This window comes from Candidatus Poriferisodalis sp., from assembly GCF_965208485.1.
Classification (GTDB): Bacteria; Actinomycetota; Acidimicrobiia; order Acidimicrobiales; family Poriferisodalaceae; genus Poriferisodalis.
This window is the reverse complement of sequence record NZ_OZ242344.1, coordinates 3,754,705-3,773,938: the sequence shown is the minus strand read 5'-3', so window position 1 is coordinate 3,773,938 and position 19,234 is coordinate 3,754,705. Positions and strand designations below refer to the sequence as shown.

General features: G+C 64.8%; 9 protein-coding genes, 1 pseudogene and 1 other annotated feature. All 10 genes and pseudogenes read right to left on the bottom strand.

The window, feature by feature from the left end; all coding sequences use genetic code 11:
* Window positions 1-75: 75 nt before the first annotated feature.
* The 10 genes and pseudogenes from ACOGXQ_RS17435 to ACOGXQ_RS17390 all read right to left on the bottom strand — a co-directional run bounded on the left by ACOGXQ_RS17435 (window position 76) and on the right by ACOGXQ_RS17390 (window position 19,056).
* A pseudogene (locus ACOGXQ_RS17435) lies at window positions 76-1,354 on the bottom strand (IS3 family transposase).
* Window positions 949-1,077 (bottom strand) — a sequence feature (AL1L pseudoknot). (Overlaps the previous pseudogene by 129 nt.)
* 171 nt (window positions 1,355-1,525) lie before the next feature.
* Window positions 1,526-4,471 carry a Calx-beta domain-containing protein gene (locus tag ACOGXQ_RS17430; RefSeq protein ID WP_419944872.1) on the bottom strand — a complete coding sequence of 982 codons (2,946 nt, stop codon included), beginning with the start codon at window positions 4,469-4,471 and terminating at the stop codon, window positions 1,526-1,528.
* A gap of 321 nt (window positions 4,472-4,792) precedes the next feature.
* Window positions 4,793-7,813, bottom strand: coding sequence for a Calx-beta domain-containing protein (locus tag ACOGXQ_RS17425; protein WP_419944871.1), 3,021 nt, complete (start codon window positions 7,811-7,813; stop codon window positions 4,793-4,795).
* 380 nt (window positions 7,814-8,193) lie between these two features.
* Window positions 8,194-10,599, bottom strand: coding sequence for a cadherin-like beta sandwich domain-containing protein (locus tag ACOGXQ_RS17420; protein ID WP_419944870.1), 2,406 nt, complete (start codon window positions 10,597-10,599; stop codon window positions 8,194-8,196).
* Between the two features lie 43 nt (window positions 10,600-10,642).
* Complete coding sequence (locus tag ACOGXQ_RS17415) at window positions 10,643-12,772, bottom strand: hypothetical protein (RefSeq protein WP_419944869.1); 2,130 nt, start codon at window positions 12,770-12,772, stop codon at window positions 10,643-10,645.
* 143 nt (window positions 12,773-12,915) lie between these two features.
* The gene (locus ACOGXQ_RS17410; protein ID WP_419944868.1) at window positions 12,916-14,724 is read right to left on the bottom strand and encodes a hypothetical protein; all 1,809 of its coding nucleotides are present in this window, start codon (window positions 14,722-14,724) and stop codon (window positions 12,916-12,918) included.
* Between the two features lie 154 nt (window positions 14,725-14,878).
* Complete coding sequence (locus tag ACOGXQ_RS17405; RefSeq protein ID WP_419944867.1) at window positions 14,879-16,960, bottom strand: hypothetical protein; 2,082 nt, start codon at window positions 16,958-16,960, stop codon at window positions 14,879-14,881.
* 158 nt (window positions 16,961-17,118) lie between these two features.
* Window positions 17,119-18,255: a hypothetical protein gene (locus ACOGXQ_RS17400; protein ID WP_419944866.1), complete on the bottom strand. Its 1,137-nt coding sequence runs from the start codon at window positions 18,253-18,255 to the stop codon at window positions 17,119-17,121.
* 284 nt (window positions 18,256-18,539) lie between these two features.
* Window positions 18,540-18,668 carry a hypothetical protein gene (locus tag ACOGXQ_RS17395; protein ID WP_419944865.1) on the bottom strand — a complete coding sequence of 43 codons (129 nt, stop codon included), beginning with the start codon at window positions 18,666-18,668 and terminating at the stop codon, window positions 18,540-18,542.
* Window positions 18,669-18,888: 220 nt separating this feature from the next.
* A complete protein-coding gene (locus ACOGXQ_RS17390; RefSeq protein ID WP_419944864.1) occupies window positions 18,889-19,056 on the bottom strand; it encodes a hypothetical protein in 168 nt (55 codons plus the stop codon).
* Between the last annotated feature and the right edge of the window lie 178 nt (window positions 19,057-19,234).

The following is a 19,234-nucleotide window of genomic DNA, read 5'->3' as shown; positions in this document are numbered from 1 at the left end:
TCACACCTGATCCGGGAAACGATGAGTCGGACATGCTCTCCATCATTGCGCAACTATTGCGTATTGCGCAATGAATCACCCCGTGTTTTGTAGAGACTCGGGTTGTTGTGTCACGGCCGGGGTGGCTGTGCTGTGTTGACGGTGGTAGGTGGTCTCGTGTTCGGCGGGGGTGGTGTAGTTGCCGCGGCCGGCGATCAGGGCGCTGTGGCTGCGTCGGTGGTTGTACCAGTCGACCCATTCGAGGGTGGCGAACTCGACGTCGGACAGTCCTTGCCAGGGTCCGCGTGGGTAGATGAGCTCCCATTTGTAGAGCCCGTTGGGGCTCTCGATCATGGAGTTGTCGTAGCTGTCGCCTTTGGAGCCGACCGAGGCGACGATGTCGTTGTCGGCGAGCCGCTGGCTGTAGCGGATCGACAGGTACTGCGATCCCATGTCGCTGTGATGGGTGACCCCCTCGATGCAGCGCCCGTCGCGGCGGCGAGCGGAGATGGCCATCTCCAGGGCGTCGAGGGCCAGGTCGGCGCGCATCGACCGCGACGCCTGCCAGCCGATCACGCGGCGGCTGTAGGCGTCGATCACGAACGACACGTACACGAAGCCGCTTGCGGTGCGCACATAGGTGAGGTCCGCCAGCCACAGCCGGTCCGGGGCCGGCACCGCGAAGTCCCGCTTGACGAGGTCGTCGGGGCGTTCGGCGTCGGGACCGCCGACGGTGGTGCGCACCTTTGCGCCCCGCCGCACGCCCCGCAGGCCCAGCTCGCCCATGAGGCGCTCCACAGTGCAGCGCGCCACCCGCACGCCCTCGACGCGGTTGAGGTGGTCCCACACCTTCGCCGCCCCATAAGCGTCGTAGTTCGCCTTGTGCACCCTGGCGGTCTCGACGCGCAGCCACGCGTCCCGCAGCGCCCGAGCCGACGGCGGCCTGGCCTTGGCGGCGTAATAGGTGGACGGGGCGATCCCGACACCGTGCTCGGCGAGCACAGCGCAGATCGGCTCGACCCCGAACCGGTCCCGGTGAACGTCCACGAACGCCACTATCTCTGAGACTGGCGGTCGAGCTCCGCCCCGAAGAAAGCCGACGCCGCCTTCAAGATCCCGTTCGCCCGGCGCAACTCACGGTTCTCGCGCTCGAGCTCGGTGATCCGAGCACGATCCGCCGAGCTCACCCCGGGCGGACGCCGCCGTCGATCTCAGCACGACGCACCCACTTGCGCACCGTCTCCGCCGTCGGGCCCAGCTTGCCGGCGACCGAGCAGATCGCCTCCCACTGAGACCCATACAGACGCTGGTTCTCCAGCACCATCCTCACCGCGCGCTCACGCAGCTCGACTGGATATCTCCCATTTCCTGGCATCGCTCCATCCTCTCAAGGAACAGAGCCTCCACCAAAACCGGGGTGATTCAAAGACCGCCGAACACGCGACCCTACAACCCCGCCGTACCGCGTCCGGATTGGCCCGACAAGCCGGCCCACCCAGCCAAAGAACAACGGCCTGACAGACAGCGCCGAGACTCGGCTCAGCCGCTAGACGTCGGCTGCTGGGGGCACAGTGACCGTCACCGTGTAGACGCGCACATCCGCGTTGTCGGTGCCCGCGTCGCCGTCGGCGTCATAAGACGACGACACCGTGATCGTGTTGTCGCCCGCGCTGAGCGTCGCCGAGGCGCCCGTGCCGGTCGTGCCGTCGGCGGCCTCCCACGCGATCGTCACCGTCGCGTCGTCCGCGAACGCCGCCGCAGCAGTCACCGTCACTGACGTGGTGCCCGCTGCTGCGGTGCCCTCATAGGCGAACGTGCCGGTCTGGAACACCCCGAGCTCCGCACCCGACACCGACAGCGATTTCAGCGCCGCCGAAGTCGGCATGTTGTAGGCGAACACCTTGCTGTCTGAGCCGTCCGGCCACCCGGCAACCCACATGGTCGCGCCGTCGGACCAGATTCCCTGGATCCGCTTGTTGCCCGACCTCGACAGGGTGGTGAAGTCCAGACTGCTGCGCCTGGCGCCGGTCGCCAAGTCCCAGGCGAACAGCTTGCTGTTGGAGCTGTTCGCGACCCACATGGTGACGCCGTCTGACCAGATGCCCTGAGCCACCCGCGTGTTCGCGATCTGCGGGTCAAGAGTGATGGTGCGGGAACTCACATGATCGCCGCTGTCGACTTCGTAGGCATGTATGCGCATGGTCAATTGGTCGAGCACCCACATGAGGACTCCGTCAGACCACAGCGACTCGGGATCGGCCGGATAGTCGAATCGCGGGAGCACGATCTCCTTGTCGGCAAGCCTGCTGCCGGTGTCGAAGTCGATGGCGACGACTTTGGCCGCAGTGCCGAGGTCGTCGGCCAGCCACATGGTCTCACCGTCAGACCAGAACCCCTTGATGTTCACATTTCGATCCAGCAATTGTTGATAAGCGAATGTGCTGAGGCAGGCGCCGGAGTTTGAATCGACGTTGAGGCAGGCGCCGGTGTCCAAGTCGAGCTCGTAGACCCAATAGGAGTTCACCTGCACCCAGACCGAGGTCCCATCGGACCACAGATCGGTCACGCCGCCCTGGTCTCGCGGAAGCACCGGAGAGACGTCCTTGCCGACCTGGCGCGAGAACGGTCCGTCGTCGTCGATGAGGTGAATCGTGACCGAGGACCTTCCGATGAAGCCGGGGGGCAGATCTCCCAAGGCGAAGACCAGGTGCTCGCCGCCGTCGTGGTCGGTGTCGTCGACGGCGGTCACCGTGAAGGTCTTGACCGTCTCGCCCACGCCGAAGTCGAAGCTGAGGTCCTCGACGGAGTAGCTGACGTCCCCAGGAGAAGCGCCGCCCCGCATCCGCGCTGTCAGCGGAATCGTGACGGGCTCGTCGGGCGGGCTGTCGAGGCGGACACGGACCTGCACGGCGTCGCCGCCCTCGTACGCGTACGGGCGCGCTCTTTCCAGTCTCACTTCGATGTCGTCGTCGACGATTTCGACGGTCGCGGTGGTCGGGACTGCCACACGGAACCCCGGCGGCAGGTCGCCGAATCTCACAGACAGACGGTGGCCGTCGTTGTTGATGCTGTCGTCGGGAACGGTCACGGTGAACGTCGCGCTGGTCTGGTCCGCCGCGAACGCCAACGCGCTGCGCGACAACGAGTACCGGTTCGCCCGGTTCGTGCCGCGTAAGGTGGCCTCGAGCGGCACCGAGACTTCTCGCTGGGGCGCCGCGGACAGCTCGACGGTGACCGTCACCGGCGGGCCTCCCTCCTCGACCCGGTAGGACCCCTCGGCGAAGCTGACGACCACATCGGGGGCGTCGGTGTCGTTGTCTCGTGGGGTGCTGCTGTCCGTGTCAGAGCTGTTGTCGTCCGGCGGGGTGGTGCCGGTGCTGCCGCCGCCGCTGCCGCCGGTGCTGCCGCCGCCGCTGCTGCGGCCGCTTGATCCGCCGGTGCGGCAGTTGCGGAGTTCGTTGTCGAGTGCGTAGCGGGCAGCAGCAGCAGCGTCGGTGACGCGTGCGGCGGGGTAGCCGAGCTCGGCGAGTTCGCCGGCGATGTCGTCGCTGAGCGTTTCGGTGCGGCCCACGAGTACCGCGAGCTGGGGGCGGACGCGTCCCAGCGCCGAGCGGGTGTCGCTGCCCAGCCCGTCCGCGCTCGCCGTGTAGAGCACCACGCTGTCGCCCAGCGCCGCCGCCAGCGCCGCAGCCGTGCCCACATCGGCCTGCGACCAGCCGTTCGCCACCACCGCGGCCTCCGCGCAGCCGGACGCCCACCGGCGGGCCGCCAGCGCGGCTGTCGCCACCCGGTCCTTGCCGCCCACACGCTCTGTCCCGACGCCGCCGGCCGCCCCGGCCGCCGCAGCGACAACCGAGTCAGGCACCGCCGCAGCGCCGCCCACCACCACGACCCCGCTCACCGCCGCATCGGCCAGCAGCTGCCGCGTCCCATCAGGCAACGACCCTGAGTCCGAGTACAGCACCACGTCCGCGCCGCCCGCGGCCACCACCGCAGCCGCCACACCCACATCAGCCAACGACCACCCATCCGCCAACACCACCCCCGCAGCGGCCCCGCCCGAACGGCCCGCCAGCACCCGACGCGCCGCAGCAGCCGCCGTCGCCACCCGATCCGCGCCGCTCACACGCTCCACCACAACACCGGACACCAAAGACTCCAACTCCGCAGCCACACCACCGCCCAACGCCGCCTCACCGCCCACCAGCACCACACCCGACACCACACCCGCAGCCCGAACCACACCCCCAGCCGACTCGCCCAACCCCCCAGCCGACTCCGCCGCCACCACCACATCACCCACACCGCCACCCACCAACCCAGCCGCCACACCCACATCAGCCAACGACGAACCGTTCACCACCACCAACACCACACCACCAGACCCAGACTCCCCGCCAGACTGCGCACCCGCCGACGGCACCGCACCCCCCGCCAACACCACCACGCACGCAACGCATCCTGCCGCCGAAACCGAACGCCTCAAACGCATCACCTCACACTACCCGCAAAACCCCGAACCAACCCCAGCACCGAACCAACCCCAACGCTCCCGCCGCCAACACAAGAACGAGACAGAGACAACAAACGAACCCGCACAACCCGCGACCCTACAACCCCGCCGTACCGCGTCCGGATTGGCCCGACAAGCCGGCCCACCCAGCCAAAGAACAACGGCCTGACAGACAGCGCCGAGACTCGGCTCAGCCGCTAGCAGGATGCTGAAAAAGTCGGTTTTCGGGCGGTATCCAGTTGCAAACCCGCAGGTCAGGGGCTTGCGCTTCCGGCCGGACCTGCATATTTCAGCAGCCTGTTAGTCGTCGGCTGCTGGGGGCACAGTGACCGTCACCGTGTAGACGCGCACATCCGCGTTGTCGGTGCCCGCGTCGCCGTCGGCGTCATAGGACGACGACACCGTGATCGTGTTGTCGCCCGCGCTGAGCGTCGCCGAGGCGCCCGTGCCCGTCGTGCCGTCGGCGGCCTCCCACGCGACCGTCACCGTCGCGTCGTCCGTGAACGCCGCCGCAGCAGTCACCGTCGCCGACGTCGCGCCCGCCGCCGCCGCGCCCTCATAGGAGAAAATGCCCGTCTGGAACACCCCGAACTCCACACCCGACACCGACAGCGACTCCAGCGCCGCCGAGACCGGCATGCTGAACGCATAGATCTTTCCCGGTTTCCAATGATCGCCGGTGCCCCACTCTTGTTCGATGTCGGACACCCACATGGTCGCTCCGTCGGACCAGATGCCGTGCGCAGTGGAGATGTCAGCGGAATCGAGAACTTCTTTCGAGAACTCGAGCCCGCTGCGGCGTGCGCCGCTGTCGAGATCGAACGCGTAGATTTGCTTGTCCTTCCGGTCGATCACCCACATGGTGACGCCGTCGGACCACAGCGCCGACGGCGAGGTCGCGCCCGCGGAGGCGATCGTGGTGATGTCGTGCTGCGAGCGACGCTCACCGGTTGCGAGCGAGTAAGCGAAGATCTTGTCGTGTGAGTCCTCGGCTACCCACACGGTGTCGCCGTCGGACCAGATGCCCGCCGCATCGCAGAATCTGCTGCCGTGATGCCCGCTCATGTCGACATCGAGAGCTCCGTCGTAGGCCCGCGTCGCCAAGTCGAACGCGAACAGGGAGCAGCGCGTATGGTCGGCCACCCACACGGTGTCGCCGTCGGACCACAGGTCGAACGGACGCGGCGTCCTGTTCTTGAAGTCACTGTCTTCGGTGTCGATGACGCGGTCGGGGTCCAAGACGCGGGTGCTCATGTCGTACGCAGCGATGCTTTCCACGAATGTGTCGAAGAGCACCCACATCGTGGTCCCGTCAGACCACAGGCCCATCGGGTCGCTGCCGCTGTGCACAAACTCGACGAGTTCTTCTGGCGTGGCCGAGTAGAGGTCTGCGAAGTCCTTGCCGGGCTGACGCGAGAACGGTCCGTCATCGTCGATGAGGTGGATCATGACCGACGTGGCGGTGGTGCTGAGGACGCTGTCGGGCAGGTCTCCCAAGGTGAGGACCAAGTGTTCGCCGTCGTCGTCGTCTGAGTCGTCGACGGCGGTCACCGTGAAGGTCTTGACCGTCTCGCCCACGCCGAAGTCGAAGCTGAGGTCCTCGACGGAGTAGCTGAAGTCCTCAGCGGAAGCGTCGCCCCGCAGTTCCGCTGTCAGCGGAATCGTGACCGGCGCTGTGGGCGAGCTGTCGAGGCGGACACGGACCTGCGCGCTGTCGCCGCCTTCGTACGCGTACGTGCGCGCCCTTTGCAGCCAGACCCGGATCTCGTCGTCGACGATTTCTACAAGCGCGGTGGTCCGGACTGCCGCACGGAACCCCGGCGGCAGGTCGCCGAATCTCACAGACAGCCGGTGGCCGTCGTTGTTGAGGCTGTCGTCGGGAACGGTCACGGTGAACGTCGCGCTGGTCTGGTCCGCCGCGAACGTCAACGTCGAGCGCGACACGGAGTACCGGTTCGCCCGGTTCGTGCCGCGTAAGGTGGCCTCGAGCGGCACCGAGACTTCTCGCTGGGGCGCCTCGGACAGCTCGACGGTGACCGTCACAGGCGGGCCGCCCTCCTCGACCCGGTAGGACCCCTCGGCGAAGCTGACGACCACGTCGGGGGCGTCGGTGTCGTTGTCTCGTGGGGTGCTGCTGTCCGTGTCAGAGCTGTTGTCGTCCGGCGGGGTGGTGCCGCTGCCGGATTCTGGGCCGCTGCCGACGTCGTTGTCCGGTGGGGTGGTGCCGTTGCCGGTGCCTGGTCCGCCGTTGCCTGGTCCGCTGCTGCCGCTGTTGCCGCTGCCTCCGGTGCTGTTGCTGCCGGTGGTGCGGCAGTTGCGGAGGTCGTTGTCGAGTGCGTAGCGGGCAGCAGCAGCGGGGTCGGTGACGCGTGCGGCGGGGTAGCCGAGCTCGGCGAGCTCGCCGGAGATGTCGTCGCTGATCGTGTCGGTGTCGCCGACCACGACCGCGAGCTGCGGGCGGACGCGTCCCAGCGCTGAGCGCGTGTCGCTGCCCAGCCCGTCCGCGCTCGCCGTGTAGAGCACCACGCTGTCGCCCAGCGCCGCCGCCAGCGCCGCAGCCGTGCCGACGTCGGCCTGCGACCAGCCGTTCGCCACCACCGCGGCCTCCGCGCAGCCAGGCGCCCACCGGCGGGCCGCCAGCGCCGCTGTCGCCACCCGGTCCGCGCCGCCCACACGCTCTGTCCCGACGCCGCCGGCCGCCCCGGCCGCCGCAGCGACAACCGAGTCAGGCACCGCCGCCGCGCCGCCCACCACCACGATCCCGCCGACCGCCTCACCAGCCAGCACCTGCCGCGTCTGGTCCGGCAGCGAACCCGAACCCGAATACAGCACCACATCCGCGCCGCCCGCAGCCGCCACCGCAGCCGCCACACCCACATCAGCCAACGACCACCCATCCGCCAACACCACACCCGCAGCGGCCCCGCCCGAACGGCCCGCCAGCACCCGACGCGCCGCAGCAGCCGCCGTCGCCACCCGATCCGCGCCGCTCACACGCTCCACCACAACACCGGACACCAAAGACTCCAACTCCGCAGCCACACCACCGCCCAACGCCGCCTCACCGCCCACCAGCACCACACCCGACACCACACCCGCAGCCCGAACCACACCCCCAGCCGCCTCGCCCAAACCCCCAGCCGACTCCGCCGCCACCACCACATCACCCACACCGCCACCCACCAACCCAGCCGCCACACCCACATCAGCCAACGACGAACCGTTCACCACCACCAACACCACACCACCAGACCCAGACTCCCCGCCAGCCGCAGACTGCGCGCCCGCCGACGGCACCACACCACCCGCCAACACCACCACGCACGCAACGCACACCACAACCGGAGAACAAACCCGCACCACTACCCTCATATCACGCCGACAAACCGCGCACGCCTGCCAACAGACATGCACGCCTGCCGGAACTCTCGCGTACGGCCTGCGGATCCCCAGCGGCAACCTGCCCAAGCAAGACAGCACCCAAGCGGTGAGCATGACGGTGCGGACAACTGCGATGCCGCCCACTGCTCCCACGAGCCGACGGACCGCTGCACGACCGCATCAGGACTCATCAGAACTCGTCGCCCTGCCGCTGAGCCGCACTTTCAGAAAACCAGTACCGTTTTCCTCCGGGCATCATGCAGCTCGCTGACCTGCAAGAATGGGCTTGCTTCAGCCCCAGCTATTTCAGCGACGCACCACTAGAGTCCCCCGACGGGGTTCCGGTGAATCGTGACCGTGTAGGTCTGCCAGTTCGAGCCGTCCGCGGAATGAACCAAGATGGTGATTTCGTTCTCGCCCACGTCCAGGTTCACTTGGTGCCGATTTCCAGTGCCGGAGCCGGGCTCGATCTGCACAGTGGCGTCGCTCACCTCACTGGTCGCTGATACGAACACATTGCTCACGCGGTTGTTCACGGTCGCCCGGTAGTTCGGAGTGAACGGCGCGAACGTGCCGAAGTCGATGTACTCAATCTGTGATTCTGCCGGTGTCGCGGCAGTAGATGACTTGGCTGAGCTTCCGCTTCCGCTCCCAGTATCGACGGCCCTGCCGATCTCGAGTGATTCCAGCGCAGCACTCGGGGGCATCTTGTAGGCCTTGAGCGAGCCTGTGCCAAAGAAGTCGTCGCCTTCGGGTTCGGCGAATTCTCCCAGCCACATGAAGTCTCCGTCAGACCACAGCGAGCGCTTCGTCGTGTTGGCGCCATCGCCATCCGGGTGGAACCAGAAGTTGGTCAACGCGGCGCCGCTCTCCAGCGCGTAGGCATAGACCGTCGTCTTGTCTTGGTCATCGGTCACCCACATCGTGGTTCCATTGGACCACAACCCGGACGGATTCCGATTGCCGCTGGCCGTCTCGAAGCTCAAAGTGTCATCCAGAACGCCGGTCGCGAGGTCATAGGCAAAGATCCTCTGGCTGGATCTATTGGCTACCCATATAGTTGTGCCGTCAGACCACAATCCGCTCGGACGCCTGTTTTCGACTGGCAGTTCGATGTCATGCTCAGGCTCGTGGTCTCCGGACTCGAGATTGTGAGCGGCCAACCGCCTCTCATTCGGGTTAGACGGGTCGGATATCCACATAGTAGTGCCATCCGACCACAAGCCGTCCGATGACCATATCGTGTAGCTGACACCTATATCGCGTGCGGGCTCATGCTCCCCGGTCTTGGGGTTCACGGCAAACACACTGTTTGAATGATAATCGCCAACCCACATGGTGGTGCCATCCGACCACAGGCCGCCAGGACTGATATTTCCCCCGTGAGATTGGACCAATTCTGGCGAGAACTCGACATCGTGCTCTGGCACCCGGTCGAAGGTCTCGGGATGGTCTCGCTCGACCTCGATCGAATATACCTTGGCTGCGCCGCCTGCTGCGGTGACAGTGACGGTGATCGTGTTGGCTCCCGGACTCAAGTCTACTTGGTGGCCGTCCTCGTCCGGATCGGCGTCGGCGGGTTCGATGGAAACAATGCCCGAAGGAGCATCGCCGGAGACGGTCAATGACGTCGCCTCGGCGGTGACCGTGACGGAGTCGAGCCAGGTGGGCACAGTGCCGCTCTGGTAGCTGGTGGTCTCGGTCGAGAACCGGGGCGACATGCCGGCGTCGCTCAGTCCGAGCGATTTCAGGGCCGGCCGTTCGGGCATATGAAAGGCATAGATTCCCTTGTTGGAACTGAACTTTCCGATAGGCACCCACATCGTGGTTCCGTCAGACCAGAGGCCTGCAGGACCGAACTCGCCGTCGTAGTTGTAATGCGAGAAGGCCTCGACGTCGGCGTCGATGTCATAGTGTGGCTGACGGCGGCCGGTGGCCAACTCGTAGGCCAAGATCTGCTTGGTCTTGCCCTCGAGGAGCCACATGGTGAGTCCGTCAGACCAAATGCCCCTCACCCAGTCCTTCAAGCCAAAGCCGGTGCTGAAGGACCGTTCGTCTGAGAAGGCGCCGGTCTCCAAGTCGTAGGCAAAAATGACGCCGTTGTGGTCCGACACCCACAGGGTGGTGCCGTCCCCCCACAACCCTCTCGGCTTACCGTTACGGTACGCCGCCCACTCCGCTGATGACACGCCATCGTAGGGGTCTTTGAGGTCGATGTCTCGCTCGTTCCGGCGCGAGCCGGACTCTAGCTCGTAGGCGAACAGCCAATCGCGGCTGTCATCTATGGCCACCCACATGATAGTCCCGTCAGACCACATGTCACGAACATTTCTGTGCCAGTCGACTCGCAGCCCGTCATTGTCCTTGTCGGCAATGCGTTCGCCGGAATCGAAGTCGTAAGCAAATATCTTGTCGGCAATATGCCCGTCGCTCACCCACACGGTGCTGCCGTCGGACCAGATGCCGTGCAATATCGGAGACTGACGGCCGTCATCGTCAAGGTTCAGAAGATCGCGCGAGGGATCCCGGTCTGGGTTGGACTCCTCGGGCGTCGACTCGGTCGAGTCTTGGGCGCCGGCGGGGTTCACTGCCGTCGCCGCCAGGAGCGCGAAGACAGCCAATAGCGACATCAGCAGTCGGGACGGCCGGCCGGCTCGCCCGGCTGTCAACCTGTACTTCTTGTCTCGGCCTGTTGACCCTTGCATCAGGATGCCTTTCTTGTTCATGCCGACTTCGCTTTCTCGGTAGTTCTCGGTGACCTGTCGGGGCCTACAGCCCGCCTGGAGCGGCGACCCTCTGAGAGGAGCCGCCTTCGACCGCGCTGTGCTTCAACTTGGCTGCGGTTCCGTCGGCGTTGACGATCGTGCCGCCATTGAGCTGCAGAGAGTTAGCGGGAATCGTCACGCCGTCGCTGTCGGAGTCGCCTTGGACGATCGTGTAGCGGAACACGGCCGTTGCTCCGTCGCTGCCTGCGTAGTCGGCCAAGCGTTCGACTCCGCCGATGTCCAGCGCAATCTGCGGGGTGCCCGTCACCGTGACACCGGAATCGAATCGGACATTCACCGTGATGACATCGCCGACGAAATAGTTGCCGCCGGCGCGACTCGAACTGAACTCGACACTCTGGATCCTGGGAGGAGCTGCCGAAACGGTCACCACAACGTCGAGCGTCGCTTCGTAACCCTCGAAGACTTGCGACATGGCAACGATGGTCACCTCGTAGTCGCTGTCACCGTCAGCGTCGAGTGGCTCGGCGTGATGCGGCTGGCTGGCGAACTCCAGTGAAACCCCATCATCGACGTCGGTGAGTCGAAAGTCGTCCTTGTCTGCGCCTTCCAAGGACCAAGACACATACGCGCCGTACTCCGTAACGCTGAAGGTGCCGACTGACTCGTCGGTTCCGGTGTAGACCGTCGCCGATGACGAGCCCAGTATCTCGAAAGGCGGCGGCTGAACCAGGTGTGGGGCACTGTCCGTCACTGGGCCGTGCGTCAGCGGCGAGTGCCTTCCCCGTCTGTCAGTGATTGAGCCTCCGTTGAGCCGCAGGGAAGTGGAGTCAATCGAGACGCCGTTATTGTCCTCATCGCCGTCGACAACGGTGTATTCGAAAAATACATATGGCCCGCGTGCGGAGAGAAATTCGGCGGTTCGTGCAGTGCCACCGACGTTGAGCAGCAACTGAGGTGCACCATCGACCACCACTGGCTCTTCGAGCTGAGCCCATTGCGGAGCCGCGGGGTCGCCGAAGTGGACCCTGACGCGGATGGTGTCACCGGGGTAGAACACAGGGCCTCCAGCTAGGCGGAAATCGAGGCCAAGCACCGCAGGCCCGTCGCCTTGGACCGTGACGGTTGCGTCGGCAGACCCGGAGCGGCCGCCGCTCGTGCTGGCTTCCACGGTGACCTCGTACACATCGTCGCCGTCGGCGTCGTCGCCGCCTGAGTACTGGTACGCGGCGGCGAAGCCCAGTTCGCCGTCGCTGCTGATCTGCAACATGTCGCTGTCAGGACCGGACAGTGACCATTCGACGTTCTCGCTGGTACCTGTCGCACTGAAAGACCCCACGTCGCCGCTGAACCCGCTGGGGACCGCATAGGACGTGCGCCCTTGGAGCGTCAGCGGCACTGGGTGCGTCGTCACCGTCAGGATTTCCGATTCCTGATTCCACTCATGAACCTGGCTCGCCTGACGTATCACGAACCGCTTCGCGGGCACATGGAGCGTTACCGACCCTCGGCCGAGATCAGTCCGACGTAGCGTGAGGTGGTACAGCTGTGGATCGCTCAGGCCCCGAACATCGCTTATCCAGCCTCCCGTGACGTCGATATCCGACCATGCTTCAAAGGCCGTACCATCATCAGCGGCAGTAACCACCGGGTGCGAAAGGCGCAGTTGAACATCGAATTCGGCAGCGGCAATCGGCTCGGGAGACTGCAATTCCCAAGTAACCGTCAACGGGGCGCCAATCGTAAACTCAATCGAGCCCGCCTCATTCGTCTCGCCTTCGAACTCCACACTCCCTGCCGGAACCGACACCGTCAAAGTCTCAGAGTCGGCGCCGAAGTCGGGTCGAATCTCGAAGAACTTGATATGCGAGCCGCGATGATGATCGATGGCTCTCAAGACGGTTCCATTGACCACTTCGACACTGTCCAAGTCGAAATCCGTCACTTGCACTGCTGACCCGCCGCGAAGAAATGCGACACGAACAATGAAGTCAGCCCGCACTGTCGTGCGGTTCGTCTCGGTGCCCGACTCGCTCACCCTGTGGAGCCATGGCGTCAGCGTGCGGGCACGGTCGTCAACGGCGCTTTCTCCGCCAGCGTCCTCGGGCTGCGATTCGGTTGATTCTTGGGCGCCGGCGGGACTCACCGCCGCTGCCAGCAGGAGCACCAGCACAGCAAGAAGCTGTATCAGCCGCCGGGATACCGAAGTCAGGGAGATGTTGTGCCCGACAGTCCCTTCGGCCTGGGGCCTCCGAAATTGGGTCTTTGGCCGGTCCATGTCAACTTCCTTGCTTGCGGACCAGATCTATCGGGGCTCTACAGCCCGCCTGGGGTGGCGACTCTCTGGCCGGAGCCGCCCTGGACCGCGGTGTGCTTCAAGTTGGCTGCGGTTCCTTCGGCTCTGACAATCGTGCCGCCGTTGAGCCGCAGGGAGTTCGCGGCAATCGTCACGCCGTCGCTGTCGGCATCGCCCTCGACGACCGTGTAGCGGAACACAGCCGCTGCGCCGGAAAAGGAATCGGCCAAGAGTTGCTCCACATCACTGAGAGGGCTGCTGGTCGCAGCCGCCGGCTCGCTGTCGTAGTCGGCCAAGCGTTCGACCCCGCCGATGTCCAGTGCGATCTGCGGCGTACCTGTGACCGTGATGGCGGTATCGAACCAGACGTTCACCGAGATGACGTCGCCGATGGCATAGTTGCCGCCTGCAGGACTCGGACCGAAAGCGACATTGACGATCTCAGGAGGGGGAGCGACGACCGTCACCACAAGGTCAATAGTCGCCTCGAAACCCCCAAATTTGCCGATACCGCTGAAATCTTCTCCCGCAGCAGCGATGTCTTCTTCCGCAATGGCAATGAGGGTCACCTCATAGTCGTTCTGACCGTCGGCATCGCGCGGCGTGGCGTGGTCTGGGCGGCTGGCAAAATTCAATTCGACTGTCTTGCCACTGTTCGCGACACCGTCGCCTGCTACTTGGAAGTACCGGCTGTCTGGCCCGAGCAGAAACCACCTCAACAACGCAGGTTCGGACGGGGCGAACTTGTGGACGAATTTGTCCCCCCCGTACACCGTCAGCGCCGCCGGACCTGCAATTTCGAACGGCACCGGCTGTACCACATGATCGGGGCTGTTCCGCACCCGCAAATGTGTCAGAGGCGATCTGGCTCCAGAAGCGTCGGCTATCGAACCGCCATTGAGGCGCAGGGAATTGCGGTCGATCGAAACCCCACTCGCGTCTTCATCGTCATCAGCAACGGTGTATTGAAAGTAGACATCCGAATTATGCGAGGAAATGTACTCGGCGACTCGGGGTGTGCCTCCGACATTCAGCATCAGCTGAGGTGAACCCCCGACACGAACTGATATCGGAATGTCGCCGTAGCCGAACGCGACCGCGGCAGTGATGGTGTCGCCGGGATAGTAGACAGAACGTTCACCCTGGAGGATCAAGCGTTCGTCGGGGTTCGCAGGACCCAGATGGATGTCGATCACCCGGGGTCCGTCGCCGAAGACGCCTACACTTGTGTCGGCGGACCCGGAGCGGCCAGCGCTGGTGCTGGCTTCTACCGTGACCTCGAACACGTCGTCGCCGTTGGCGTCGTTTCCGCCCACGAATTGCGCGAACCGCGGGGCGGCGAAGCACAGCACGCCGCTGTTGCTGATCTGCAAGAGGTCGCTGTCGGGGCCGGACAGCGACCATTGAACCTCATCGGCAGCGTTGTCGTCGTCCACGCAGGCGTCAGCGGAGTCGGCGTCAGCGGAGTCGGCATCCGCGGAGTCGGCATCAGCGGAGTCGGCATCCGCGGAGTCGGCATCAGCGGAGTCGGCATCGGTTGAGTCAGCATCGGCCGTGTCGCCGTCTGCTGAACCGCCGTCGGCTGGGCCGCCGTCGGCCGAGTCGTCGTCCGCCTCAATGTGGAACCGCCCCAAGACGCCAGAAAACCCGCTGGGAACGGCAGCGGAGTTGCCCCCGCCGATCACCAGCGGCGGCATCGACTCTGTCTGCGTCTCAGAGTCGCCGTCGGCTGGGCCGCCGCCCCCGGAGCTGTCATCTGCCGAGTCCTCGGGCGGCGACTCGGTCGAGTCTTGAGCGCCTGCGGGGTTCACTGCCGTTGCCAGGAGCACGAACACAGCCAGAAGCGACAGCAGCCTCCGGGATGCCAAAAACAGAAGGCCAACAGAAGGCCGTTGTACCCGGCATTCGTTTTGCGCTGGATCCTCTGAACTTGGGTCTTTGGCCGTCATGCCAGTTTCCTTTCCTTGCAGACGTACCGGGGCTCTACAGCCCGCCTGGGGTGGCGACTCTCCGGGCGACGCCGCCCTGGACCGCGGTGTGCGTCAAGTCGGCTTCTGTTCCTTCGGCGTCGACGATGGAACCGCCGTTGAGCCCAAGGGAATTCGCGGGAATCATCACGCCGTCGCTGTCGGCATCGCCCTCGACGACCGTGTAACGGAACACGGCCACTGTTTCGCTGTCCTGTTCCGTTGCCCCGTCGCTGCCGAGGAGGGAGTCGACCTGACTGGGATTGTTGCCGGTCGCAGGCGATGCTTCGCCGTCGTAGTCGGCCAGGCGTTCGACCCCGCCGATGTCCATCGCAATCTGAGGCGTGCCCGTGACCGTGACGTTGGCGTCGAAGCGGACATTCACCGTGATGACGTCGCCGACGGCATAGTTGCCGCCTGCAGGGCTCGGGCCGAAGGTGATCAGGTCGATCTCAGGAGGCGGAGCGACGACAGTCACCACTAGGTCGAGAGTCGCTGCGTAGTACTGATAATATTCCGAAATTGCAACTAAGGTCACCGCATAATTGCCGGGTTCTACGTCACCATGCCGACTGTCACGGGACAAGTAAAATTCTGCATTTTCATCAGAGTGGCCGTAGGGGGAAATCCAGAAGAGGTTGCGGTTGGCAGCTGCGTCGGCACCTACCAAGCGCCAATGGATATTCTCTGATTTTGGCATTCCCAGCCTGCCGTAGTTTGCATCAAAATCGTAATTGACGAAATCGTCAATTACGTTGTAGTTGGATCCGGCGTAGAAAGTCAACGCCGTGTCACCCACAATCTTGAAAGGCGTCACATGCGCTACCGTATGTGAGAAACTGTCCGACACTTGAGAATGCGTCAGCGGCGAGTGCATTATGCGACCGTCCGAGTGCAGCCTGCTGCCGTCAGTGATGCTGCCACCATTGAGCCGCAGGGAATTGGCGTCAATCGAAACGCCACTAGAGTCCCAGTCGCCGTCGACAACGGTATATTCGAAGCGGACGGTCGGCCCACTTGTTAAGACGTACTCAGCGATTCGTAGAGTTCCGTCGACATTGAGCAGCAGTTGAGGCGCTCCCTCGACGATAACCGGTGTCTCTTCCAAAGTATCCGAATCACCGAATTCGACGAGAGCGCTGATGGTTTCGCCGGGGAAGTAGACAGTGCGTTGGGATGCGGCACGCATAAAATTTAACGGCAACAGCCGCTGGTCGTCAAGCAGTGACTGGTACTCACCTGGTAGGAGCGTGAGACTGAGTACGTCAGGTCCGTCGCCGAAGACGGTGACGCTTGTATCGGTGAACACGGAAGGGCCGCCTCTGGGGCTGGCTTCTATAGTGACCTCGAACACGTCGTCGCCGTTGGCGTCGTTTCCGCCCACGAACTGCACGAACCGCGGGGCGGCGAAGCACAGCACGCCGCTGCTATTGATCTGCAAGAGGTCACTGTCAGGGCCGGACAGCGACCATTCAATCTCATCGGCAGGGCCATCATCATCCGTGCAGGCATCAGAAGAGTCGTCGGCGGCGGAGCCGTCAGCGGCCGGGTCGGAATCATCGCCAGCCGGGTCGTCACCAGCCGCCGAGTCGTCGACGCCATCAGAATCATCGCCAGCCGAGTCGTCATCCGCCGGGTCGTCACCAGCCGCCGAGTCGACGCCATCAGAATCATCGCCAGCCGAGTCGTCGACGCCATCAGAATCATCGCCAGCCGAGTCGTCGACGCCATCAGAATCATCGCCAGCCGAGTCGTCGACGCCATCAGAATCATCGCCAGCCGAGTCGTCATCCGCCGGGTCGTCACCAGCCTGAATGTGGAACCGCCCCAAGACGCCAGAAAACCCGCTGGGAACCTCGGGGTAGTTGCCTCCACCGATGGTCAGCTGCGGCATCGACTCTGTCGAAGTCTCTGAATCGTCATCAGCAGGGTCTGAATCGTCATCAGCAGGGTCGCCGTCGGCCGAGCCTTCGCCCTCGGCGTTGTCGCCTGTTGCGTCTTCGGACGGCGGTTCGGTCGAGTCCTGGGCGCCGACGGGACTCACTGCCGTCGCCACCACGAGAACGAACGCTGCAAGAAGCGCCAGCAGCGTTCGCAACGAGCGACCGTCATATCCAATCACAGGCCCTTGCGGTTGAAATGTGCAGCTTGATCTCATGAAGGCTGTCCTTTCAGGTGGTGCCGCGGACGATTCGCGGCGTGAGCAGTACGAGCGGTCTCGGTTGAGCGGGCGCAGGGCTGTCCTCCATTTGCGGCTCAGCCGCCTTCGGCGAGGCGGTACCAGCCGCCGCCGATGAGGGTCCCGTCGACGTCGATCAGCCACATGCGCATCGTCTCGGGGCCGGTGCCTTCGGGGTTGTCGTCGGCAGTGATCCAGCCGCCCTCGGCGGTGACATTGCGCACTGCGGACCCCAAGAGATCTTCAATGTCGGTGCCGATGAGCCCGGGATCGATGTGGGCCAGGATCGTGCCGTCGGGAGCAGCGGCGATTCCCGTGAAGAGCCCGTCGAGCGTGTCGGTGCGGTTGTAGTACTCCGCGAGCGGTATGAGGCCTGTGTTGACGCCTCCGGGCTCGTTGGAGAACTCAAGGAAAGCTTCCAGCCCGCCGCTGCGGAAATGCTCGGCCGCTTCCGAGAAGAGCTGAGGCGCGAACTCCTCGGTGTCGACGTACCAGCCCGAGCCGAACAGCAGGCCGTCGTGGCGCACCACCCAGGCGTTCTTGAACTCGAACGAGTCTTCGTCGCCGAGGGTGCCGCTCGCCGGGTTCGAGAACACGTAGGGCACCCATTTGCCGGACTCGGTGGCAGTCAGCATCTCGGTGCCGAAGACGTACCCGTTGACATCGGTGCCGATCCAGCCGTTCAGGTCAGTCCCCAAACGGTCAACGTCATAATGGCCGATGACCGTGTCGTCGGAGTCGACAACGAAGACGTACCACTGGCCGTCGATGCCGGCTGGGCTGTTGACTTCGGCGAGCAGCGCACCGAGTCCCTCGTTCTCGTACAGGTCGATGGCCTGGCTCACGAGGTACTGGGTGTACGCCGCGGCATCCGACTTCGGCGGCGCCCCGTCAGCGACCTCTGGCTCGTCAGGCTGGGCCTCATCATCAGCACTCGTCGGCGGCGGCGGCGGCGGCACGCTGGCATCGGTGCTGTCGGCGTCATCAGCACTCGTCGGCGGCGGCGGCGGCACGCTGGCATCGGTGCTGTCGGCGCTCGGCGCCGCAGTGACCTCTTCGGTCTCGACGACGGGCACGGTCGGCTCGGCCGACGACGCGTCGTCTCCGCTGCAGCCTGCCGCGACGAGTGCGGCCGCAACGAGACAGGGCACAAGCAGGCGGCGCACCGCCAGCGTCGATCCTCCGGCAGCAGAACGCCGACTCGCACTGCTCATTGCACCACCCTGCTCACTGCGCTGGCCTCCGTAGAACTGGCTATGTCCATCGGCACATTGTAAACACTAGACACCCTCGAGCAGAGCAGCGCACCCCCATCAGCAGCGTGCCTCCATCAGCACGGCAGCGGCACCCGCCCGAGGCGAGAGCACCAGCAGCGCCCAAGGGTCACGGGGCACGCGGATGCGCCGGGTCGCCACGCAACCCGTCGGGAGAGATTCAGCGTTGCTGCGGTCTCAGCCGTGTGCTGACGCTGAGGCTCTCGTCCTCGCTGGTGGCCGGGTCATCGGCCCGCATGGCCGCACACCGCGCCGGCGGGAATCTCGACCACGTCGCAGCGTGAGACGCCGAGCAGCGAGCCGCATGAGGGGTCCAGCGTGGTGTACCTGAACTTCAGCTGGTCATAGGGCACCGGCACCCTCCGCCGCCGGGCGAACTATCCGGACTCTCTCCCGCCACGATCCGCCCAGAGCAGTTGCCGCGTGCGGCTGCGCTGAGACCGGTGGCACCAGCCCAGAACCTGCTGCCGCTGCCATGCCCAGCACGCCGACTGCGATCGCCGTGCGCCGGCGGGCCGCATAAGGCTTCGGGTTTCTCGGCGCATGCCAAGGAGCCAGCAGCTTGCAACGGGATCAGTTGCCCGAGTGCAAGAGCGGGTGCACCAGTTCGGCTTCTTGGATGGCCTCGTGCAGCGAATTGACCCCGCTGACGTCGATCGTGCAGCCGCAATTCTCGAAGGTGACCGTGTAGGTCTGGCCGCCGGCGACCTGCTCAAGCTCCTCGTCGGTCAGTTGCCGCAAGTTCCCTTCTCCATCACGGACTGCAGTTGCGGTGGCTTCCGCTGTGGATGTCCCATGAGCCGGCATGGCGTTGGTCCTAGTCTCAAGACGCTGGAACCCGGTTAGTTCAGCCGCGCCAATAATCAGTCTGCCATATGACAGCAGCCATGTCGTACAGTTGCTGCAGCATGGCTCAGCT

Coding starts and splice junctions, on each gene's coding strand:
- ACOGXQ_RS17430 (WP_419944872.1), bottom strand. CDS start 4,471: ATGCGTTTGAGGCGTTCGGTTTCGGCGGCAGGATGCGTTGCGTGCGTG.
- ACOGXQ_RS17400 (WP_419944866.1), bottom strand. CDS start 18,255: ATGAGCAGTGCGAGTCGGCGTTCTGCTGCCGGAGGATCGACGCTGGCG.
- ACOGXQ_RS17420 (WP_419944870.1), bottom strand. CDS start 10,599: ATGAACAAGAAAGGCATCCTGATGCAAGGGTCAACAGGCCGAGACAAG.